23 protein-coding genes and 2 tRNA genes are annotated in these 19,565 nt (G+C 64.5%); 9 read left to right on the forward strand and 16 right to left on the reverse strand.

The window, feature by feature from the left end:
• Positions 1 to 84 precede the first annotated feature (84 nt).
• Positions 85 to 915 carry a uracil-DNA glycosylase gene (locus IE101_RS07485; RefSeq protein WP_189633208.1) on the forward strand — a complete coding sequence of 277 codons (831 nt, stop codon included), beginning with the start codon at positions 85 to 87 and terminating at the stop codon, positions 913 to 915.
• Between the two features lie 76 nt (positions 916 to 991).
• Here the strand turns inward: IE101_RS07485 and IE101_RS07490 are convergent, their stop codons facing one another.
• On the reverse strand, positions 992 to 1,924 hold the full coding sequence (locus IE101_RS07490; protein WP_189633209.1) for a DMT family transporter: 933 nt from the start codon (positions 1,922 to 1,924) through the stop codon (positions 992 to 994).
• 119 nt (positions 1,925 to 2,043) lie between these two features.
• On the opposite strand from IE101_RS07490, the gene ade reads away from it, so the two are divergent.
• The gene (gene ade / locus IE101_RS07495) at positions 2,044 to 3,744 is read left to right on the forward strand and encodes an adenine deaminase (RefSeq protein WP_189633210.1); all 1,701 of its coding nucleotides are present in this window, start codon (positions 2,044 to 2,046) and stop codon (positions 3,742 to 3,744) included.
• A gap of 34 nt (positions 3,745 to 3,778) precedes the next feature.
• On the opposite strand, the gene IE101_RS07500 is transcribed toward ade, so the two are convergent.
• The 3 genes from IE101_RS07500 to IE101_RS07510 form a co-directional block, all read right to left on the reverse strand.
• Positions 3,779 to 3,854, reverse strand: a tRNA-Ala gene (locus IE101_RS07500).
• Positions 3,855 to 4,076: 222 nt separating this feature from the next.
• Positions 4,077 to 4,152, reverse strand: a tRNA-Ala gene (locus IE101_RS07505).
• A gap of 140 nt (positions 4,153 to 4,292) precedes the next feature.
• Positions 4,293 to 4,628, reverse strand: coding sequence for a TIGR02300 family protein (locus tag IE101_RS07510; protein ID WP_189633211.1), 336 nt, complete (start codon positions 4,626 to 4,628; stop codon positions 4,293 to 4,295).
• Between the two features lie 164 nt (positions 4,629 to 4,792).
• On the opposite strand from IE101_RS07510, the gene IE101_RS07515 reads away from it, so the two are divergent.
• From IE101_RS07515 to IE101_RS07540, 6 genes are all read left to right on the forward strand, one after another.
• Positions 4,793 to 5,509, forward strand: a complete 717-nt coding sequence (locus IE101_RS07515; RefSeq protein WP_189633212.1) for a M48 family metallopeptidase — start codon at positions 4,793 to 4,795, stop codon at positions 5,507 to 5,509.
• A 32-nt stretch (positions 5,510 to 5,541) separates the two neighbouring features.
• A complete protein-coding gene (locus tag IE101_RS07520) occupies positions 5,542 to 6,180 on the forward strand; it encodes a GntR family transcriptional regulator (protein ID WP_189633213.1) in 639 nt (212 codons plus the stop codon).
• Between the two features lie 130 nt (positions 6,181 to 6,310).
• Positions 6,311 to 6,568, forward strand: a complete 258-nt coding sequence (locus IE101_RS07525; RefSeq protein ID WP_189633214.1) for a hypothetical protein — start codon at positions 6,311 to 6,313, stop codon at positions 6,566 to 6,568.
• A gap of 139 nt (positions 6,569 to 6,707) precedes the next feature.
• Complete coding sequence (locus tag IE101_RS07530; RefSeq protein ID WP_189633215.1) at positions 6,708 to 7,079, forward strand: YjiS-like domain-containing protein; 372 nt, start codon at positions 6,708 to 6,710, stop codon at positions 7,077 to 7,079.
• A 56-nt stretch (positions 7,080 to 7,135) separates the two neighbouring features.
• The gene (gene deoD, locus IE101_RS07535) at positions 7,136 to 7,852 is read left to right on the forward strand and encodes a purine-nucleoside phosphorylase (protein WP_189633216.1); all 717 of its coding nucleotides are present in this window, start codon (positions 7,136 to 7,138) and stop codon (positions 7,850 to 7,852) included.
• Positions 7,853 to 7,871: 19 nt separating this feature from the next.
• Complete coding sequence (locus IE101_RS07540) at positions 7,872 to 8,852, forward strand: aldo/keto reductase (RefSeq protein ID WP_189633217.1); 981 nt, start codon at positions 7,872 to 7,874, stop codon at positions 8,850 to 8,852.
• Here the strand turns inward: IE101_RS07540 and IE101_RS07545 are convergent, their stop codons facing one another.
• Positions 8,853 to 9,716, reverse strand: a complete 864-nt coding sequence (locus IE101_RS07545; protein WP_189633218.1) for an urea carboxylase-associated family protein — start codon at positions 9,714 to 9,716, stop codon at positions 8,853 to 8,855.
• Between the two features lie 408 nt (positions 9,717 to 10,124).
• Here IE101_RS07545 and IE101_RS07550 point away from each other — a divergent pair, with 408 nt between their 5' ends.
• Positions 10,125 to 11,450: a CorA family divalent cation transporter gene (locus IE101_RS07550; protein ID WP_189633219.1), complete on the forward strand. Its 1,326-nt coding sequence runs from the start codon at positions 10,125 to 10,127 to the stop codon at positions 11,448 to 11,450.
• Between the two features lie 56 nt (positions 11,451 to 11,506).
• Here IE101_RS07550 and IE101_RS07555 read toward each other — a convergent pair whose 3' ends face one another.
• The 11 genes from IE101_RS07555 to IE101_RS07605 all read right to left on the reverse strand — a co-directional run bounded on the left by IE101_RS07555 (position 11,507) and on the right by IE101_RS07605 (position 19,360).
• Complete coding sequence (locus tag IE101_RS07555; protein WP_189633220.1) at positions 11,507 to 12,283, reverse strand: succinate dehydrogenase iron-sulfur subunit; 777 nt, start codon at positions 12,281 to 12,283, stop codon at positions 11,507 to 11,509.
• A 3-nt stretch (positions 12,284 to 12,286) separates the two neighbouring features.
• Positions 12,287 to 12,592, reverse strand: a complete 306-nt coding sequence (locus tag IE101_RS07560; protein ID WP_189633221.1) for a hypothetical protein — start codon at positions 12,590 to 12,592, stop codon at positions 12,287 to 12,289.
• A 2-nt stretch (positions 12,593 to 12,594) separates the two neighbouring features.
• A complete protein-coding gene (locus IE101_RS07565) occupies positions 12,595 to 12,921 on the reverse strand; it encodes a hypothetical protein (protein WP_189633222.1) in 327 nt (108 codons plus the stop codon).
• 193 nt (positions 12,922 to 13,114) lie between these two features.
• The gene (gene sdhA, locus IE101_RS07570; RefSeq protein ID WP_189633223.1) at positions 13,115 to 14,917 is read right to left on the reverse strand and encodes a succinate dehydrogenase flavoprotein subunit; all 1,803 of its coding nucleotides are present in this window, start codon (positions 14,915 to 14,917) and stop codon (positions 13,115 to 13,117) included.
• A gap of 10 nt (positions 14,918 to 14,927) precedes the next feature.
• Entirely contained in the window at positions 14,928 to 15,299 is a 372-nt protein-coding gene (gene sdhD / locus IE101_RS07575; protein WP_189633224.1) for a succinate dehydrogenase, hydrophobic membrane anchor protein, read from the reverse strand.
• Positions 15,300 to 15,309: 10 nt separating this feature from the next.
• Complete coding sequence (gene sdhC, locus IE101_RS07580; protein WP_189633225.1) at positions 15,310 to 15,699, reverse strand: succinate dehydrogenase, cytochrome b556 subunit; 390 nt, start codon at positions 15,697 to 15,699, stop codon at positions 15,310 to 15,312.
• A gap of 175 nt (positions 15,700 to 15,874) precedes the next feature.
• Positions 15,875 to 16,603 (reverse strand): DUF4344 domain-containing metallopeptidase, encoded by a 729-nt coding sequence (locus IE101_RS07585; protein ID WP_189633226.1) that lies wholly within the window; start codon positions 16,601 to 16,603, stop codon positions 15,875 to 15,877.
• Positions 16,600 to 17,631: a MaoC family dehydratase gene (locus IE101_RS07590; RefSeq protein WP_189633227.1), complete on the reverse strand. Its 1,032-nt coding sequence runs from the start codon at positions 17,629 to 17,631 to the stop codon at positions 16,600 to 16,602. The genes IE101_RS07585 and IE101_RS07590 overlap by 4 nt, the downstream gene beginning before the upstream one ends.
• Before the next feature lie 65 nt (positions 17,632 to 17,696).
• Positions 17,697 to 17,900, reverse strand: coding sequence for a DUF1737 domain-containing protein (locus tag IE101_RS07595; protein ID WP_189633228.1), 204 nt, complete (start codon positions 17,898 to 17,900; stop codon positions 17,697 to 17,699).
• 5 nt (positions 17,901 to 17,905) lie between these two features.
• Positions 17,906 to 18,448, reverse strand: coding sequence for an NnrU family protein (locus tag IE101_RS07600; RefSeq protein ID WP_189633229.1), 543 nt, complete (start codon positions 18,446 to 18,448; stop codon positions 17,906 to 17,908).
• A gap of 42 nt (positions 18,449 to 18,490) precedes the next feature.
• Complete coding sequence (locus IE101_RS07605; protein WP_189633230.1) at positions 18,491 to 19,360, reverse strand: HpcH/HpaI aldolase/citrate lyase family protein; 870 nt, start codon at positions 19,358 to 19,360, stop codon at positions 18,491 to 18,493.
• Positions 19,361 to 19,565 lie beyond the last annotated feature (205 nt).

Consider the following 19,565-nt stretch of genomic DNA (forward strand, 5'->3'; position numbering starts at 1 on the left):
GGCATGGCCCGCCCATGCGGCAAGATCCCGCGGCGCGGCACCATGCGGTTGCCCCGCCCGGTCCGGCGGCTTAGGGTCGGCCGCATGGGAATCGACACCGAAATTCTGTCCGATTGGCACGCCTCGCATGCGGCCCTGCAATGGTTGCAGGAACTGGGCGCGCTTGACCCCGTGGGCGATGACCCGGTTGATCGCTACGCCTTGGCCGAACGGGACGCCGCGGCCCCCCGCGACACAGCCCTCCGCACGCAGTCCGCTCCTCCGCAAGTCGCCACCCGGTCCGTCGCCGAACCCCCGCCGCCCGTCCCGAAAATCGACCCCGTCGCCGTGGCGCAAACCGCGGCCAGCCGCGCCACCACGCTCGATGCATTGCGCCAGGCCATCGCCGATTTCCCGCATTGTGACCTGCGCCGCGGCGCCCGCAACACGGTCTTTGCCGATGGCAATCCCGCTGCCCGCGTGATGATCGTCGGCGAAGCACCGGGCCGTGACGAAGACCAGCAGGGCCTGCCCTTCGTGGGGCGCGCGGGCCAGCTGCTTGACCGGATGTTCGCCGCCATCGGCCTTGCGCGCCAAAGCCCCGATGCCACCCGCGCGCTCTACATCACCAATGTCATGCCCTGGCGGCCACCCTCAAACCGCGAACCCACGCCCGAGGAAATGGCCATGATGGTCCCCTTCCTCCAGCGCCATGTGGAACTGGCCGACCCCGACCTGATCGTGGTCATGGGCAATACCCCTGCACAGGCTGTGCTGCGCCAACGCGGCATCACCCGCCTGCGCGGCGGCTGGACTCAGGCCTGGGGCAAACCTGTGCTGCCCATGCTCCACCCGGCCTATCTCCTCCGCAATCCCATCGCCAAACGCGAAACCTGGGCTGATCTCCTCAGCCTGCAGGCGCATCTGCGCGGCTGACCGCTCCCATTTTCTGTCTGAAAATATCCCGGGGTGAATTGCGCCCTTGGGCGCAAGAGGGGCAGCGCCCCTCCCGTCACGGCGTCATCGCCTTGCGCTGGCGGTCGCGCTTCAGGCCCAGTTGCCGCTCGCGCCAGATGATCAGGATGCCCGCCGTGATGATCAGCGCCGCCCCGGCCAGCATCATCCGCGTCGGCACCTCGCCAAAAACGCCATAGCCGATCAGCAGTGCAAAAAGCATCGAGGCATAGTCGAACGGCGCCACGAGCGAGGCATCCGCCTCGCGATAGCTCGACGTCAGCAGGATCTGCCCCAGCCCACCCAAAAGCCCCGCACAGACCAGAAGCGCCGCCACCCCCGGCGTGGGCCAGACCCAGCCGAAGGGCAGGGTGGTCAGCGACAGGCAGGTCGCCGTCAGCGAAAACCAGAAGACGATGGCGGGCGTGCGTTCCGTAGCCACCAACTTGCGGACGAAGACCTGCGCCAGCGCGGCAAAGACCGCCCCGCCCAGCACCAGAAGCGCTCCCAGCGCTTCGGTATGGCCCGCATCCCCGGTGATGGTCAGCCGCGGCGCCAGCACGATCATCACCCCGATCAGACCCAGCACCACCGCCGTGATGCGAAAGGCCCGCACCTCCTCATTCAGGAACATCGCCGCGAAAATCACGGTCAGCAGCGGCGCGGCATAGCCGATGGCGGTGACCTCGGGCAGGGGCAGAAAGCCCAGCCCCGCAAAGCCGAGGCCCATCGCACAGGTGCCCATCACCCCGCGCCAGACATGCCCCATCGGGTTCGAGGTGCCAAACCCCGTCCGCAACTCGGACCGCCACCAAAGCCAGACCATGATCACCGGAATGGCAAAGAACGACCGGAAGAACACGGCCTCGCCCGCCGGAATCCGCTCGGCGGTGGCTTTGATCAGGCTCGACATCACGAAGAAAACCAGAACCGACATCACCTTCATCGCGATCCCCCACAGGGGGCGCCGGGGCGGGGTTGGGCTGTTCATGGGGGGTCCTTTCCGCGCTATCCAATGGGTTGCACCCCGCGCCGGGCATCGCAAGCCCGAAACGGCTTGCCCCTGCCCCCTCACATCGGTTTGACTGGAGGAAAACCGGAGATACCGCCATGACCCTGCCGCCGCTGTCCGATCTGATCTCGCAAGGGCGGGGGCAGGTTCCTGCCGATCTGGTGCTGCGGGGTGGCCGGGTCTTCGATCTGATCACCGGCGCGCTGATCCCGGGTGATGTGGCGATCTGCGGCGGTGTCATCGTCGGCGTCTTCGACAGTTATGAGGGGCGGGAGATCATTGATGTGACGGGCAAGATCCTTGTCCCCGGCTTTATCGACACGCATCTGCACATCGAAAGCTCCCTCGTCACCCCCTATGAATTTGACCGCTGCGTCACCCCCCATGGCGTGACCACCGCGATCTGCGACCCGCATGAGATTGCCAATGTCTGCGGGCTTGAGGGGATCCACTATTTCCTCGACGCCTCGGCCGAAACGGTGATGGATATTCGGGTGCAGCTGTCGTCCTGCGTGCCCTCGACCCATATGGAAACTGCGGGGGCAGAGCTGGATGCGGCGGATCTGGCGCCGCTGAAGGACCATCCCCGCGTCATCGGTCTGGCCGAATTCATGAACTTCCCCGGCGTTCTCTGGCAGGACCCCGGTTGCATGGCCAAGCTTGAGGCCTTCCGCGGCCGCCATATCGACGGCCATGCCCCGCTGCTCTCCGGGCGCGACCTGAACGGCTATATCGCCGCAGGCATCCGCACCGAACATGAGGCGACGACGGCCGCCGAGGCGCTGGAAAAGCTGCGCAAGGGGATGCGGGTTCTGATCCGTGAAGGCTCGGTCTCAAAAGATCTGCACGCGCTGGCGCCGATCCTGACCGAACGCAGCGCGCCCTATTGCAGCTTTTGCACCGATGACCGCAATCCGCTCGACATCGCCGAACACGGACATCTGGATTATCTGATCCGCACCGCCATTGCGCTGGGGTGCCCACCGCTTGCCGTTTATCGCGCAGCAAGCCTGTCTGCGGCCGAGGCCTTCGGTCTGAAAGACCGCGGGCTGATCGCGCCGGGCAAACGCGCCGATATCGTCGTGCTGCCCGATCTGGAAAGCTGCCACCCCGAGATGGTCTTTGCCGGTGGCGTGCGGGCCGGGGATACGGCTTTTGCCGCCCGCAAGATCATTCCGCCCGTCGCGCGCCATTCGGTCAAGGCGCCCCGGATCGAACCCGGCGATTTCCGTACCGGCGGCAACCGCACGGAAACCCCGGTCATCGGCATCCTGCCCGGCAAGATCATCACCCAGCATCTGACCTTCGATATCGCGCCTGAAGGCGGCGACAAGCGCCCCGATCTGACCCGCGATCTGGTCAAGATCGCCGTCATCGAACGCCATGGCAAGAACGGCAATCGCGCCACAGGCTTTGTGCAGGGCTTTGGCCTGCAAGCGGGGGCCATCGCCTCGACCGTTTGCCATGATCACCACAACATCGCCGTGGTGGGTGTGGATTACGCCGATATGGCGCTGGCCGCGAACCGCCTGGGCGAGATCGAGGGCGGCTTTGTCGTGGTGCAGGGGGGCAAGGTGCTGGCCGAACTCGCCCTGCCGGTCGCCGGCCTGATGAGCCTGAAGCCCTTTGAGGAGGTGCGCGATGATCTGGCGGCCCTGCGGGCTGCCGCGCGGTCGCTGGGCGTGGTGCTGGAAGAGCCGTTCCTGCAACTGGCCTTCCTGGCCCTGCCGGTGATTCCGCATCTGAAGATCACCGACCACGGCATGGTCGATGTCGATAAATTCGAAGTCATGCCCTGAAGGGCATGGCGCACCGGGTCTGCGAGAGAGTGTTTGGTGGAGCCAGGGAGGATCGAACTCCCGACCTCTTGAATGCCATTCAAGCGCTCTCCCATCTGAGCTATGACCCCACCGGGATCAACTGGCCGTTTTGCCGGGTCTTGGGTTCGCCGGGCGCCGAGTCGATGCCGGGTGTTTACGGGATGGCCTGACGCTCGGCAAGGGCAGAATGCAGTCCGTGCTGCGATTTCGCGCAAAGTTTTTGCGGGCGGGGCAGGGCGAAACCAACGGGCCTAAATGAAAAAACCCGCGCATCGCGCGGGTCTTTTTCACGATCCTTGGGAAGGATGATTTGGTGGAGCCAGGGAGGATCGAACTCCCGACCTCTTGAATGCCATTCAAGCGCTCTCCCATCTGAGCTATGACCCCACCGGGGTATCGTCCTGATTTTGCTTGGCTTCTGCAATGGGTCGCGTCGGCTGTCACATCATCGTTTCGATGCCGGGTATCTATGAAATGCCGCGGGGGGGTGCAAGAGGAAAATTCACCCCCGCGCGACGATTTCTTGATCAGACGTCTTCTTCGTCGCCGGCCACATCGGCCAGCTCGTCGAGCGAGACGTTGTCGTCGGCGTCATCCTCGAGCAGATCATCATCCAGCTCGGTGTCGTCGGCAACGCCGGCCGCCAGCAGATCGTCTTCGGTATCCAGATCGTCCACGAGGACATCTTCGTCCTTGTCCGGCGTCCCGCGCGAGATCACGGCCGCAGCCATCTTGCGGCGGGCGGTCTCGATATCCACGATCTCGCCGGTGTAGGGGCTGACGATCGGGGTCTTGTTCAGGTCGTAAAAGCGTTTGCCGGTCGTCGGGCAGATACGCTTCGTACCCCATTCTTCCTTGGGCATGGTGGTTCCCTTGAAAATGGCCAGACAGTCAGGCCGGAATTCGGGCTGGCTTGGCCAGCGAAACTTGGCCGATGCCACAAAGCGCCCCCGCTGTCAAAACCTTTTGCAACCTTTGCGGGGCGCCGGAATGGCCCTATGGTGACATAGACCTGCATGAGCTGCCAATGCCCCTTCTGCCCCCGACCGACCCTTCCCACCCCCCGATCGAGATCACCCTGCGCCGGTCGGCCCGGACGCGGCGGTTTTCCTTGCGAGTCTCGCGGCTTGACGGTCGTGTTACCCTCTCGCTGCCGCTGCGCGCGCGCGAGGCCGAGGCCCTGGCCTTTGTCCGCGCGCAGGAAGATTGGTTGCGCCGCGCGCTGGCCGCGGTGCCGCAGGGTCAGCCTTTGGGCTTTGGCGCGCTGCTGCCTTATGAGGGCCGGATGATCCGGTTGGAGCCTGCCACGGGGCGGGTGCTGCGGCTGACTGACGAATCGCTGCAGGTGCCGGGGGGTTCGGCGCAGCTGCCGGCGCGGGTGGGGGCCTTTCTCAAGGCGCGGGCGCGCGACCGGTTGGCGCAGGCCTCGGATCGCTATTCCCGCCAGATCGGGCGGGGCTATCGCAGCCTCACCCTGCGGGACACGCGGTCGCGCTGGGGCAGCTGCACCCATGACGGGCGGCTGATGTATTCCTGGCGGCTGATCATGGCCCCACCTGCCGTGCTGGACTACGTCTGCGCGCATGAAGTGGCGCATCTGGCGCAGATGAACCATTCCCCCGCCTTCTGGGAGGAAGTTCGCCGCCTGATGCCCGGCTATGAGGCGCATCGCCGCTGGTTGAAGACCGAAGGCAACCGCCTTCATGCGATCCGCTTTGACAGCCCCGGCACCGACCCCTCTTGACCGCCCCGCGCTGCGGGTGTTTCGCTGCCCCCATGCAAAGCCGCAGCCCAGATCCTTCCGCGCATGAGCGCCTCTACCGTGCCCTGCGGGCGCAGGTCATGCATGGCGAGCTGGCACCGGGGCAGGCGCTGACGCTGCGGGGCCTGGGCAAGCAATTCGGCGTGTCGATGACGCCCGCGCGCGAAGCGGTGCGCCGTCTGGTGGCTGAGGGGGCGCTGACGCTGTCATCCTCCGGGCGGGTCGCCACGCCCGAGCTTTCAGCGGATCGCATAGAAGAGCTCGCGGCGATTCGCGCCCTGCTCGAGCCTGAACTGGCCGCCCGCGCGCTGCCACGGGCCCATTTCGCCCTGATCGATCGTCTGGCGGCCATCAATGCGGCCAATGCCGAATGTGTCGCGCGGCAGGATTCGGTCGGCTATGTCCGCACCAATCTTGAATTTCACCGCACCCTCTATCTGCGGGCGCAGGCGCCCGCGATGTTGGCCATGCTGGAAACGGTCTGGCTGCAACTTGGGCCGACGATGCGGGCGCTTTATTCCCGTTTGCGGCGGAATGAACCCCCGCAACATCACCGGATGATCCTGGCTGCCCTGCGCGCAGGCGACGAACCGGCGCTGCGTCTTGCGGTGCGTACCGATGTCACCCAAGGGTTGCGACATCTCGCCAGTTGATTGCGCTAACGGTAAAATGGCCACATCGCACTGCCGTTAAACTCTCAGAATGAGCAGAATTGATTTCGATCAATTTGAATAAGATTGATCTGTGGCATCTGATTTGTCCGGGGACAGCAGGAGACGTGCGATGGGGTTCTTTCAATGGGCGGTGCAGGGTCAAGACATGGCGGATGAGCCGCGTTCGGACCTGCAAAAAGACCATGCAGCGCCCGAACCGTCATCCTGTGATCGCGAAATGACGGATGCACAGATCTGGGCAATGGCCGCCTGTTTCAGCATCCCCGTGCAAGAGTTGCAAAACGATCTGGCGACGTCGCTGGATCTGCGGGAAATCTGCAAGCGCTGCCTGGTGCCCGGCCCGATCTGCCGCTTGATCCATTTCTGATCCCTCGGGAAAGGTCTGACGAAATTTCGTCATTTCTGCCTCGGGCCTGTCGCGGCACTTGATCCGGATCAAACGGACGGCTCGGGGAAAGGCGTAGGCCTTGGGTCAGAAACGCAGCATGATGATCCCGGAGGCACCCATGCGTGAACGTCTGCAATCCGTCTTTGCCCGCTGGCGCAGCCTGAAAGAAATCGAAGCCCTGAGCGAGCGCGACCTGAGTGACATCGGTCTGAGCCGCGCCGAGGTGATCGATTTCGTCCAGATGCCCGTCGATTCGCCGCGCCGTCTGGCCGCCATGGCCGAAATCTTCGGCCTGACCGAGGCCGAGTTGCGCGCCGAACATGAAGCCTATCTCGATCTGCTGCGTAACTGTGGCCATTGCGGCGCGCGCCGGGCCTGCAGCGAAACACTGGCCCATGCAGATCAGGCACGCCCGGCCGATTGCGGCTTTTGCCCCAACGCCGCCGAATATGCCGCCCGTGCCGCGCTGAAGGCGCAGGCCGCGCGCTGAGGTGTCTTTCCTGTTGCGGCAGGCGCAGCTAGCCTGACCGCAAACAGGAGACAGCGATGACCTTTCACATTGGTGCCAAGTCCGGCGAAATTGCCGAAACCGTGCTTTTGCCGGGCGATCCCTACCGCGCGCGATGGGCGGCGCAAACCTTTCTGCAGGATGCCGTGCTGGTGAATGAGGTGCGCGGGATGCTGGGCTATACCGGCACCTGGCGCGGCCATCGCGTGACGATCCAGGGCAGTGGCATGGGCATGCCCTCGCTGTCGGTCTATGCCAACGAATTGATCCGCGATTACGGGGCGCAGACGCTGATCCGCATCGGATCGGCGGGGGGGATGCAGCCGCAGGTCAAGGTGCGCGACGTGGTTCTGGCCATGGCGGCCAGCACCGCAGGGTCGCCCTCGCGTCTGATGTTCCGCGAAATGAACTTTGCCCCCACGCCCGATTTCGGCCTGCTGCGCGCCGCGCATGAGGCGGGGCAGGCAATTGCCGCCGCGCGCGGGATCGGGCTGCATGTTGGCGGGATCTATTCTTCGGATACCTTCTATGACGAACGTCCTGATCTGAACGAGGCGCTGCAACGGCATGGCGTGCTGGCCGTCGAGATGGAGGCGGCCGAGCTTTACATGCTTGCGGCCCGCTATCGCCGCCGCGCGCTGGCAGTGCTGACGATTTCCGACCATCTGCTGACGCACGAGGCGCTGCCCGCCGAAGACCGGGAACGCAGCTTTGGCGATATGGTCGAAATCGCGCTGACCGCTGCCTTCGCCTGACACCGGGGGTTGGATCATCATGCGGTATCGCACGCTCTGGCCCGGCGGGCCGCGGGTTTCGGCGCTGGGGTTCGGGGCCATGTCCTTTGGCGGGGTCTTCGGTGCGACCTCCGAGGCCGAAAGCCTTGCCTGTCTGGATGCCATGTATGAGGCGGGCATCACCTTTGTGGATACGGCCAATATCTACGGCATGGGGGTGTCGGAACAGGTCATCGGCCGTTGGCTGGCCAGCCGCCGCCCGGATGTGGTGATCGCGACCAAGGCCAGCATCATCAACGGCCCGCCGCGGGTGATCGACAATTCCGCCGCCCATCTGCGACAAGAGCTTGAGGCCTCGCTGCGCCGTCTGGGGCGTGACCATGTGGAACTGTTCTACGTCCACCGGCGCGAGGCGGACCGTCCGCTGGAAGAGGTGATCAGCACGCTGGCCGATCTGGAGCGCGAGGGGAAGATCGGCGGCTATGGCCTGTCCGAAATCGCGCCGGAAACGCTGCGCGCGGCCCATGCGTTGCATCCCTGCCGCGCGGTGCAGAACGAATATTCGCTCTGGTCGCGGCAGCCGGAACTGGGTCTGGTGCAGGAATGTGCGCGGCTGGGGGTGGCTTTCGTGGCCTTTTCACCATTGGCGCGCGGGATGCTGGGCACTGTGCCGCTTGGGGTGGAGCAGGTGCAGGACGGGTTCCGCGCGGCCAATCCCCGCTTCCTGGCGCCGAATTTTGCCCGGAATCTCGATCGGATCGCGGGGTTTCGCCAGCTTTGCGCCGAACGGGGGTGGAGCGTTCCGGCCGCGGCGCTCGCCTGGGTCATGCGGGGCGGGGACCATATCCACCCCATCCCCGGTACCCGCAGCGCGGCCCATCTGCGCGACTGGCTGCAGGCCCCGGCCTTCGCCCTGACGCCCGATGATGTCGCCGCCATCGAGGCGGTGCTGCCCGCAGGTTTCGCCGCTGGCGACCGCTACGGCGATCACCAGCTTTTGGGGGTGGAGCGCTACTGCTGATCAGCGCCCGTGGGTCTGGTCATAGCCGTTGCGCGCGGGGCTGGACCAGCCTGCGGGCGGGGCTTTCGGGCGGAAGACCTCCACCAGTAGCGGGTGGCAGGTGACCTTGTCGGAGGAATGTTCCGAGGAACAATCCCCGCCGGGGCAGGCGCTGAGCCCGCCGAGGAGGTCGATCTCGGCGAAGAATTCGAGGTAATCGCCGGGGCGGACGGGGCTGGCCTTCATGAAATACTGCCCCGTATCGCGGGTGAAGCCCGTGCACATGAAGACATTGAGCACGTCATGCACCACTGCCTCGGCCGCCGTCAGGCTAAGCCCGCGCGCATCGGCCAGGGCCCGCGTGAGGTTGGAATGGCAGCAGGCATGATAGTGATGCCCGTGGCTGAGCAGGTGGTGGGTATATGGATCGCAACGCGTGCCGATCACGTCATGGACCGCACCGCCGAAGGTATCGAACCCGTACCAATCCAGCGTATCCTCGGTGATGGTGGCCATGGGCCGCAGGTTGGGATGCGAGGTCCAGAGCTGATCGCCGGTGGAGAGATGCGTGCCATGCAGTGCGCGCGTCTTGCCGGAATAGAAGCGTTCCGACAGGTCGTGGGCGTTCCAGAGGTTGAGATCGCCGACCTGCGGGCCTTCGATGCTGGTGATGCGGAAGAAATGGCCGGCGGGCACCTCGAAACAACGTCCGTCACGCGGGGGAACGCGGGTTTCGGAGATCTTTTCCCAGCCGGTCCGGGCGGCGCGCAGGGCGGCAAGATCGGCACGCGGGAGCGTTTCGACCGGATAGCAGATCACCGGCGCGATCGCGTGGCGGGCTGCCGCATCGGCGGGGGCGGCATGTTCGGGCTGCGTGGGCTTCATCTGGGCCTTCCTGTTGGATTTTTTGCCAGACTGGGGCGGGGGCGCGGGAAGGTCAACGGGGGAGGGGCGCTGCCCCTCTTGGGCCTGCGGCCCAATTCACCCCGGGATATTTTGGGACAGAAAATGGATCAGGATTTGCGCAGGCAATGACGGGGCGGGCGTCCTGCATCAGGAGTTTCGGCGCCACAGGCGGCGCAGCGCCAGAGCCCGCGGGCGCGATTCTGCCGCCAGAGGCACTGACGTGTCAGGGTGGAGCCGCGGCGCGAGAGCCAGAGGTAGAGCAGCACCGCGAGGGCGAGCAGGGGGAGCAGCAGGAGCATCGGTCGGGCCTTGCGTGGGCGGGGTACGGGGATGCTTGCCCGGGCGCGGCGAAACTGTCAAACCCGTCGGGAATGGTGGGGGAATGTGATGCACCTCGACTCGATCCATGAGCTGCTGCGCAAACAGAAAATGATCGAGGGGATGGTGCGCAGCCAGAGCTCCCCGGCTTCGGACGACCGGCAGGCGCTGGTCGAGGCGGTGGTGCAGCGCCAGCATCTGGCCGAGCTGGAGGCATTTCTGGCGCGAATGCCGGTATCCGAGATTGCGTCCCTGCTGGAGGGGCTGCCAGCGGAGGAGGCGCAACTTTTGTGGCAGCGCGTGCCCGAATCGCGTGCAAGCGATGTGGTTTGGGAGGTCTCGGACGCGCGGCGGGAGGAGCTTTTGGGGGTGCGGGCGCTGCGGGGGCAGGAGAATCGTATCAATGCCTTCGAGCTGGAGGGGGGGCGTATCCGGCAGCGGCCCATCACCTCGCGCCGGGATTTGCAGGGGCTGGTGCCGGTCTGGATCGATCTGGTGCGGGCAACGCCCGCCGAGCGCGCCTATGTGGGCGAGCATTTCGGCGTGCCGCTGCCCGATCCGGGCGAGGAGACGGATCTGGAGGTCTCCTCGCGCTTTCAGCTGGAGGAGAGCGGGGCGATCCATCTGCATTCGAACTTCCTGCTCGACCGGGTGGGGGGGGATGCGCGCAGCGTGCCGGTGGCCTTTGTCCTGAAGGACGGGGTGCTGTTTTCGCTGCGGAACGAAGAGCTTCCCGTCTTTCGGTTGCAGCGGCGGCGGGTTGCGGCGCTGCCGGGCCACGCGGGCAATGCCCATGACCTGCTGCTGAACCTTTATGGCGCGGATGTCGAATATTCGGCCGATTCGCTGGAGGATATCTACAAGACGCTGAGCCGGGTCGGCCGTCATGTGCTGAGCGAGACAATGACCGACAAGGAAGCAGCGAGCGTTCTGGCCGATATTGCCGAGGAAGAGGATCTGAACGGCCGCATCCGCGCCAATATCATGGACAGCCAGCGCGCCCTGGCCTTTCTGATGCAGGCGCGGGTGTTGGACAAGGATCAGGTCACGACCGCCAAGCAGGTCTTGCGCAACATCGAGAGCCTGAACAGCCACACCGCCTTTCTCTTCGACAAGATCAACTTCCTGATGGATGCGACCATCGGCTTCATCAACATCAACCAGAACCAGCGCGTGTCGCAGCTGACGGTGCTGAGCGTGGTCTTCATGCCGGTCAATATTCTGGCCGGGATGGGGGGGATGTCGGAATTCACCATGATGACCGATGGAATCCCCTGGCCCGTTGCCTATGGCGCCTTCGGGGTGGCGGCCGCGCTTTTGGGGGGCATGACCTATATCGGCCTGCGCTGGCAAGAGGCGCGCAAGCTGCGCCGCCGTGGTGGCGCCAAGGGCTGACATGCAAACACCCGCGCCGGTTGGGGCGCGGGTGCTGGCAGGGCCGGATGCTGCGATCAGATCGCGCGTTCCAGCATCATCTTCTTGATTTCGGCAATCGCCTTGGCCGGGTTCAGACCCTTGGGGCAGGTCTTGGCGCAGTTCATGATCGTGTGGCAGCGATAGAGCTTGAAGGGGTCTTCAAGGTTGTCCAGACGCTCACCCGTGGCCTCATCGCGGCTGTCGATGATCCAGCGATAGGCATGGAGCAGCGCGGCCGGGCCGAGGTATTTGTCGCCATTCCACCAGTAGCTGGGGCAGGAGGTCGAGCAGCTGGCGCACATCACGCATTCATAAAGCCCGTCGAGCTTCTTGCGATCATCGATCGACTGGCGCCATTCCTTGGCGGGGCGATTGGTCTTGGTTTCCAGCCAGGGCATGATCGAGGCATGCTGGGCATAGAAATGCGTCAGATCCGGGATCAGGTCCTTGATGACCGGCATATGCGGCAGCGGATAGATGCGGACGTCGCCCTTGATCTCATCCAGACCATAGATGCAGGCCAGCGTGTTGATGCCGTCGATGTTCATCGCGCAGCTGCCGCAGATGCCTTCGCGGCAGGACCGGCGGAAGGTCAGCGTCGGATCGATTTCATTCTTGATCTTGATCAGTGCGTCCAGAACCATCGGGCCGCACTTGTCCATATCGATGAAATAGGTATCGACCCGCGGGTTTTCGCCGTCATCGGGGTTCCAGCGGTAGATCTGGAACTTGCGGACGTTCTTGCCCTCGGGCTTGGGCCAGGTCTTGCCGGTGCGGACCTTGGAGTTCTTGGGCAGGGTGAGCTGGACCATTGGCTAGCCTTTCCAATCTGAACGGGAGTAGAGCGGCTGCGACGGCAGCTGCCCGGATTTCTGATAGACGCAAGAATCGTAAACCGCGGAAGGGTCACGACCCTGGATATAGTCGGACGAGATCTCGATCTCGAATTTACTGGCCGTCCGCCCGGCGCTGGTCATGCCCAGCCCCACCTCGCCGCGCGGATGCACGGCAAGCCGCGCCCGTTCGAAACAGGTGCGCTCGGCAGAGTCGCGGCTGACGGGGCCACAGGCGGTCAGCGCCAGAAGGCCGGAAAGCGCAAACAGGGCGGCGGCGGATTTCATGGTCAGCCCCCAAGCGGACCGATGCCGCGCGCGCGCATGCAGGCCCCGGTGCCGGGGCGTTGCACGATGGTCACGACATTCTGCACCGTCAGCGTCCCGGCGCGCACCCCCAAGTCGCGGGCCAGCGCCCGGCGTTCCTCGATCGAGGCATTGGAGAGCACGCAATCCGCCGCGGCTTCGGCCTGGGGGGCGGGCATGTAGTTCTGCATCACCGGAACCACGACCGAACGGGCCGCGCGGTCGGTGACATTGTCCGCCATGGTCTGCGGCGAACAGGCCGCCGCAAACAGCAGAAGAAGGGCAGGGGTGGCAGGGCGCAGGAAGGTCATGATCCGCTCATTTCCGTCAGAGGTTGCAGATGCCTGACCTTATCCCCAGCCCGCGCCGGGGTGCGACCCACCGTGACCGGTGCCGCCTTGGGGGCGGCAAGAACCTGCCGGGCCCTGCCTGCCCGCATGCCGCCACGGGCCGACCTGCGGGGCAGGCCGGGCGTGACAGGGCAAGGGGCGGCAGAGACCTGCATCAGAACTTCCGCTCGGCCGGGGCGATCTTCTTGAGGCTGATGCCCCCTTCCGCTTCCGGTGTGAGCGGATCGGTATGCACGGCGCGGTAGCCCAGTTTCACCTGCGCGCCATCGACCCACGCCAGCGAATGCTTGCGCCAGTTCACGTCGTCGCGCTGCGGGAAATCTTCGTGCGCATGGGCGCCGCGGCTTTCGGTGCGGGCATGGGCGCCGTAGATCGTGGCAAGCGCGTTGGCCATCAGGTTCGTAAGCTCCAGCGTCTCCATCAGGTCGCTGTTCCACACGAGGCTGCGGTCGGTGACCTTCAGATCGCCCATCTTGCCGGCGATGGCGGTCATCTTCACTTCGCCTTCGCCCAGCGTCTTTTCGGTGCGGAAGACGGCGGCGTCGGATTGCATCGTCTTCTGCATCTCAAGGCGCAGGTCGGCCGTCGGGATTGCGCCATTGGCATGACGCAGACCATCGAAGCGCGACAGAGCGCGGTCGACTTCGGTCGTGTTGACCGGGACATTGCGCTCTTTCGGATCAACGATCTGGCCCGCGCGGATCGCCGCCGCACGCCCGAAGACCACGAGGTCGATGAGCGAGTTCGACCCCAGACGGTTTGCCCCGTGAACGCTGGCGCAACCGGCCTCACCCACGGCCATGAGGCCCGGGAAGACGGCATCGGGGTTGTCGGCGGTGGGGTTCAGAACCTCACCCCAATAGTTCGTCGGGATGCCGCCCATGTTGTAGTGGACGGTCGGCAGCACCGGGATCGGCTCTTTCGTAAGGTCCACACCGGCAAAGATGCGGGCCGATTCCGAAATGCCGGGCAGGCGCAGTTCCAGCGTTTCCTTGGGCAGGTGGTTCAGGTGCAGGTGGATATGATCGCCCTGGGCGCCCACGCCGCGCCCTTCGCGGATTTCCATCGTCATGCAGCGCGACACATAGTCCCGCGGTGCCAGATCCTTGTAATGGGGCGCATAGCGTTCCATGAACCGTTCGCCATTGGCGTTGGTCAGATAGCCGCCTTCGCCGCGGGCGCCTTCGGTGATCAGGCAGCCCGAACCATAGATGCCGGTCGGGTGGAACTGCACGAATTCCATGTCCTGCAGCGGCAGACCCGCGCGGGCCACCATGCCGCCGCCGTCGCCGGTGCAGGTATGGGCCGAGGTCGCGCTGAAATAGGCCCGGCCATAGCCGCCGGTCGCCAGAACCGTCATCTTCGCGTTGAAGACGTGGATGGTGCCGTCATCCAGCTTCCATGCCACCACGCCGGTGCAGCGGCCATCGGTGATGATCAGGTCGATCGCGAAATATTCGATGAAGAATTCCGCGTTGTTCTTGAGGCTTTGGCCATAAAGCGTGTGCAGGATGGCGTGGCCGGTGCGGTCGGCGGCGGCGCAGGTGCGCTGCACCGGTGGGCCTTCGCCAAATTCGGTGGTATGGCCGCCGAAGGGGCGCTGATAGATCTTGCCCTCTTCCGTGCGCGAGAAGGGTACGCCGTAGTGGTCCAGCTCATAGACCGCCTTGGGGGCTTCGCGGGCGAGGTATTCCATCGCGTCCGTATCGCCCAGCCAGTCCGACCCCTTGACGGTGTCATACATGTGCCACTGCCAGTTGTCGGGGCCCATATTGGCCAGGCTGGCCGCGATGCCGCCTTGGGCGGCCACGGTATGCGACCGCGTCGGGAAGACCTTGGTCACACAGGCGGTGCGAAGGCCCTGTTCGGCCATGCCGAGGGTGGCGCGCAGACCCGCGCCGCCTGCACCGACGACCACGACGTCATAGTCGTGAACTTCATACGGATAAGCAGTCATAGTCAGCCTCTCAGAGCGCGATCTTCGCCAGGGCGTAGAAGGCCACGGCGGTCACGGCATAGGAAATCGAAATTGCCAGCATGATCAGGCCCTTCTTCACGCTGCCGCGTGCGTAGTCCTCGATCATCATCTGCGCGCCCTTGGCGAAGTGGCGCATGCCCACGAAGACGACCAGCCCGGTCAGGATCGCGGGGAAGGGGCGGGCGAAGGTCGCCACCACATCGGCATGGCCTTTGCCAAGCGCAGAGCCGAAGATATAGACCCAGACCGGGATCATGAAGGCGAGGCCCACGGCCGAAACCTGCATGAACCAGTGATGTTCCGTGCCGGTGCCCGAGGCACCCTTGCCGATGGCGCGCTTGCGGTCGGTCAGATAGCGCATCGAAGCCTCCTCAGACCAGAATGATGGTGATGACGGTCAGCACGACCGACCCGATGATGCAGGCCCAGCCGAGCTTTTCGGCCGTGGGAATGTCGAGCCCCTTGCCCGCATCGTAGTAAAGATGCCGCAGACCCGCGAGGTAGTGATACCACAGTGCCCAGGCCGAGGCCGCAAAGACCAGATCCCCGAACCACGAGGTCGCCACCGCATCGGCCAGCGCGAAATATTCCGGCGAGACGGCCGCCGAGAACAGCCACCACACGCCCAGAAGCGTGCCGACGATCAGGCCATTGCCGGTGATGCGGGTCAGGATCGAGGTGATCGAGGTCAGTTGCGGGCGGTAGTATGGCCCGATCATGAAGGGGGAAAGGGGGCGCTCGACCCGCTTCGGTGCAGTCATGGACTTGTCCCTCTGTCGCTTGGCGCGGCGGAAGCGTCGCGCGCTGGCAGGAATTCTATCCGTTCAATAGCGCGTTTTTCGTCCAAGTCACCTGTGCAAACGCAGCAAAGGCTGCGCGTTTGCGCTATCAAGCCCTAAAATTTTCATTTCGTGATCACAAAAAAATGGCGTGTGATCACAGATCGGCGGCTTCCGCCTGTTGCCACAGATAATCCGTGTATTCCGTACACATGACGATCCGGGACTCATCCGGAATGTAAAACGCATTCACCGCATCGCAGGAAACGATATCCACCGTGATCTCATAGGGCAGGTCGAAACGCTCGTTCAGGGCGTCGATCTCATCACTGATCACCTCTGCGGCGAAATCGTCTTCGGAATCGCCCGCAAGGATTGCCGTGCCGGGTGCCTGTTCCTGAAGCGGTTCAAGGTAGGTCCACCAGCTGTCGAGCGCGAGCTGGTATTCCTCGGCGCAGCCTTCGGCACGTTCGGGGGGAAGCTCGAAATCCTCGGCAAAGCCTGCGCGCGTGTCGGGATCGGCGCCATAGAACAGGCAGACATGGCTGTAATACCGCTGCAGATCCAGGCCGTGAACATCCCAGAAGGCAGGTTCAGCATCGGCGTTGGCCTCGGCCATGAAGACATAGGACAGCGCGGTGTTTTCCGCGATGCCCGTCGCGGTTTCCGGCTCCCAGACCTCATCGATCAGCAGGACCGACAGGATGTCGGCCGCGTCTTCCTCGCGGCCGAGCACGGGCAATTCCAGCTGATCGATCAGCGCATGGCCCATTTCGTGATAGAATGTCGCGATCAGGTTGTCCGCGACGAATTCCGACTGCTCATCCTCTCCGGCAAGGGCTGGCGTTGCAAGGCACAGGGACAGCAGCAGCGGAAGCAGTTTCATTTTGGAATCAGGGCCCAATAATCAAGGTCAAGCAGCACGTCCGGCAGATATTTGCCATCTTCCCCCTTCAGGGCAAACGGTTTCGCGCCCTGTTTCACCGCGACCAGCCGCAGGCGCAGCGCACCCACGCCGGGGGCGGGGGTCTCGGCGCGGTCCAGCACCTCGGACCAGCATTTCACGGTATCGCCCGCGAAGCAGGGATTGGCATGGGCGCCGCCATTCAGCGCGACAATCATTTGGGCATTGGCCAGCCCGTTGAAGGACAGGGCGCGTGCCATGCTGATGACATGGCCGCCATAGATCAGCCGCTTGCCATCTTCGCGGAAGGTGGCGTCGAAATGCACCTTGGCGGTGTTCTGCCAGAGGCGCGTGGCGATCATGTGTTCGGCGTCTTCGATGGTCACGCCATCGACATGGTCGATCTTTTCGCCCACGGCATAGTCGGCCCAGCGGTGCGGCTCGCCCGCAAGGGCAAAGTCATAGCCGGTGAAATCAAGCCCTGCAGGGATCACCAGATCCTCGGCCCCAAGCGCGGGTTTCAGCGCGGGCACCACCGCTTCGGGCGCGGGGGCGTCGAGCTTGTTCTTCCGCACCATCACCCAGCGGACATAATCCATCACCACGTCATCGCGCTGGTTCAGGCCGCGGGTGCGGACATAGACGACCCCGGATTTCCCGTTCGAGTTTTCCTTGAGGCCGATCACCGTCGATTCCGAGCGCAGCGTATCACCGGGGTAGACCGGCAGCAGCCAGCGCCCCTCGGCATAGCCGAGGTTCGCCACCGCGTTCAGGCTGATGTCGGGAACGGTCTTGCCAAAGACGACGTGAAAGGCCGCCAGATCCTCCAGCGGGCTTGCGGGCAGGCCGCAGCCCTGTGCGAAGGCATCGCTGGAATAGAGCGCATGCCGCGCCGGGTAGAGCGCGTGATACAGCGCCCGTTCGCCGCCCGAAACGGTGCGCGGCACGGCATGGCGGATGGTCTCGCCGAGGCGGTAATCCTCGAAGAAGCGTCCGGGGTTCGTTTTCATCTGCGCTCTCCTTGCGGCGGGGGCCATCCGCCGGATTTGCGGGCGGGGGTGTCCCCGCCCTGGTCTTATTGCTCCCCGAGCTTGAGGTCGGGGTGGTAATCGCCGGGCACCTCTTTCACCACGGCCTGACCACAGCGCATGACGCCGCGGGCGGCATCGAAGGCATAGGTCGGGTCGCCATGCAGCGCCCAGCCCTTGTTCAGCGCGGCGCTGACCTTGTGGCAGAAGGCCGAGGTGTCATCGTCCGACAGGAAGCGGTAAAGTTTCATCTGGATCACCCGAATGCAGGATAGCCGAGCGCGTAATGCACCCCGGCGATGCCGCCATAGACCAGGATCGTTCCGGCAAGGGCCATGGCCTCGAACTTGGCGGGTTTTGCGGCGGGCGGGGTCCAGGCGGACTGGGCGTTGATGATCGCCATCTGCGCCAGGGCCCAAAGGCCCATGCCCCCGAACAGCACGAAGGACGGCACATCACCATTCACGAGCAGGTGCGCCACCGACCAGACCAGCACGCCCAGCAGCATCGGGTGACGCAGCTTGCGTGCCACAGCCGTTTTCATCCCGGCAGCAGCAAAGAGATAGACCGACACCAGCATCAGCAGGTTGTTGATCCCCACCAGCGCCGGGCTGCGACCCCAGAAAAAGGCGCCATCCGCCGCGCGATAGCCCAGCACCATCAGCACGACGCCCGCGCCGATCGTCGCCCCCATGATCCCGCGCCCCGACGCGCCCATGCGGTCGCGCAGGTCAGGGGCGAGGCGTTTGAAGAGATGGGGGCCGATCCAGAGGATCAGGCCGATCAGCAATAGGGTCATGGTGCGAAGCTCCGGCAGATGTGAAATCGGTTCACATTGCCCTTATTCGGCCAGCGCCGCAATCGCCTCTGCCTTGGCCAAGGTGGCCTTGGCGGTCACGATATGGAGGTTTTCGACAATCTTGCCATCCACCACCGCCACGCCGCCGCCCTGCGCCATCACCGCGTCAAAGGCGGCAATCTGGCGACGGGCCAGATCGATCTCGGCCTCGGAAGGGGCAAAGGCGCTGTTGGCGATCTCCAGCTGGGCGGGGTGGATCAGCGTCTTGCCGTCAAAGCCCATGTCGCGGCCCTGTTCGCATTCGGCGCGCAGCCCTTCGTCATCCTTGAAGGCATTATAGACGCCATCGACGATGGTCAGGCCATGCGCCCGCGCGGCCAACAGGCACAGGCCAAGGCCCGCCTGCATCGGCAGACGGTCGGCGCGGAACCGGCTGTTGAGCTCTTTGGCAAGGTCATTGGTGCCCATGACCATGCCCTTCAGGCGCGGATGCGCGGCAATCTCGGCCGCGTTCAGCATCCCGATGCAGGTTTCCATCATCGCCCAAAGATCGGCGCCCGGCACGGCATCGGCCACGGCATCCAGATCGGCGGCACGGTTCACCTTGGGGATCAGGATCGCGTCGATCCGCGCGCCGCGGGCAATGGCGGCATCCATCGCATCGGCATCGGCCCGCCCCCATTCTGTGTCAAAACCGTTGATGCGGACGATCCGGGCGCGATTGCCGAAATCCCAATCTGTCAGCACCTTGGCAAGCAATTCGCGCGCCGCGGGCTTTTCATCCGGGGCGACGGCATCTTCCAGATCGAAGATGATCGCATCGGCGGGCAGGCCCATCGCCTTTTCCAGCGCCCGCTCTTTCGAGCCGGGGATATAGAGGACCGAACGGTAGGGGCGGGCGGTCTGGGCCATGAGTCTCTCCCGTAAGTAATAATCTTGCGCGAGGAAGCATGATTTCGGCATATCTGGCAAGACCCGTTTTGCCGCGATGCAGAAATACTTTGGTGTCGGGCGGGCCGGAACGGGCCGTTAACCGCGCATCAGCACCTGGGACGGCAGCCTGTGACGACAGATCGCAGCAAAGGTGCGCCGCCATGATTCAGGAAAGACTTTACGC

This window comes from Gemmobacter lanyuensis, from assembly GCF_014652355.1.
GTDB lineage: Bacteria > Pseudomonadota > Alphaproteobacteria > Rhodobacterales > Rhodobacteraceae > Gemmobacter > Gemmobacter lanyuensis.

Coding starts and splice junctions, on each gene's coding strand:
- IE101_RS07485 (WP_189633208.1), top strand. CDS start 85: ATGGGAATCGACACCGAAATTCTGTCCGATTGGCACGCCTCGCATGCG.
- IE101_RS07490 (WP_189633209.1), bottom strand. CDS start 1,924: ATGAACAGCCCAACCCCGCCCCGGCGCCCCCTGTGGGGGATCGCGATG.
- ade (WP_189633210.1), top strand. CDS start 2,044: ATGACCCTGCCGCCGCTGTCCGATCTGATCTCGCAAGGGCGGGGGCAG.
- IE101_RS07510 (WP_189633211.1), bottom strand. CDS start 4,628: ATGCCCAAGGAAGAATGGGGTACGAAGCGTATCTGCCCGACGACCGGC.
- IE101_RS07515 (WP_189633212.1), top strand. CDS start 4,793: ATGCCCCTTCTGCCCCCGACCGACCCTTCCCACCCCCCGATCGAGATC.
- IE101_RS07520 (WP_189633213.1), top strand. CDS start 5,542: ATGCAAAGCCGCAGCCCAGATCCTTCCGCGCATGAGCGCCTCTACCGT.
- IE101_RS07525 (WP_189633214.1), top strand. CDS start 6,311: ATGGGGTTCTTTCAATGGGCGGTGCAGGGTCAAGACATGGCGGATGAG.
- IE101_RS07530 (WP_189633215.1), top strand. CDS start 6,708: ATGCGTGAACGTCTGCAATCCGTCTTTGCCCGCTGGCGCAGCCTGAAA.
- deoD (WP_189633216.1), top strand. CDS start 7,136: ATGACCTTTCACATTGGTGCCAAGTCCGGCGAAATTGCCGAAACCGTG.
- IE101_RS07540 (WP_189633217.1), top strand. CDS start 7,872: ATGCGGTATCGCACGCTCTGGCCCGGCGGGCCGCGGGTTTCGGCGCTG.
- IE101_RS07545 (WP_189633218.1), bottom strand. CDS start 9,716: ATGAAGCCCACGCAGCCCGAACATGCCGCCCCCGCCGATGCGGCAGCC.
- IE101_RS07550 (WP_189633219.1), top strand. CDS start 10,125: ATGCACCTCGACTCGATCCATGAGCTGCTGCGCAAACAGAAAATGATC.
- IE101_RS07555 (WP_189633220.1), bottom strand. CDS start 12,283: ATGGTCCAGCTCACCCTGCCCAAGAACTCCAAGGTCCGCACCGGCAAG.
- IE101_RS07560 (WP_189633221.1), bottom strand. CDS start 12,592: ATGAAATCCGCCGCCGCCCTGTTTGCGCTTTCCGGCCTTCTGGCGCTG.
- IE101_RS07565 (WP_189633222.1), bottom strand. CDS start 12,921: ATGACCTTCCTGCGCCCTGCCACCCCTGCCCTTCTTCTGCTGTTTGCG.
- sdhA (WP_189633223.1), bottom strand. CDS start 14,917: ATGACTGCTTATCCGTATGAAGTTCACGACTATGACGTCGTGGTCGTC.
- sdhD (WP_189633224.1), bottom strand. CDS start 15,299: ATGCGCTATCTGACCGACCGCAAGCGCGCCATCGGCAAGGGTGCCTCG.
- sdhC (WP_189633225.1), bottom strand. CDS start 15,699: ATGACTGCACCGAAGCGGGTCGAGCGCCCCCTTTCCCCCTTCATGATC.
- IE101_RS07585 (WP_189633226.1), bottom strand. CDS start 16,603: ATGAAACTGCTTCCGCTGCTGCTGTCCCTGTGCCTTGCAACGCCAGCC.
- IE101_RS07590 (WP_189633227.1), bottom strand. CDS start 17,631: ATGAAAACGAACCCCGGACGCTTCTTCGAGGATTACCGCCTCGGCGAG.
- IE101_RS07595 (WP_189633228.1), bottom strand. CDS start 17,900: ATGAAACTTTACCGCTTCCTGTCGGACGATGACACCTCGGCCTTCTGC.
- IE101_RS07600 (WP_189633229.1), bottom strand. CDS start 18,448: ATGACCCTATTGCTGATCGGCCTGATCCTCTGGATCGGCCCCCATCTC.
- IE101_RS07605 (WP_189633230.1), bottom strand. CDS start 19,360: ATGGCCCAGACCGCCCGCCCCTACCGTTCGGTCCTCTATATCCCCGGC.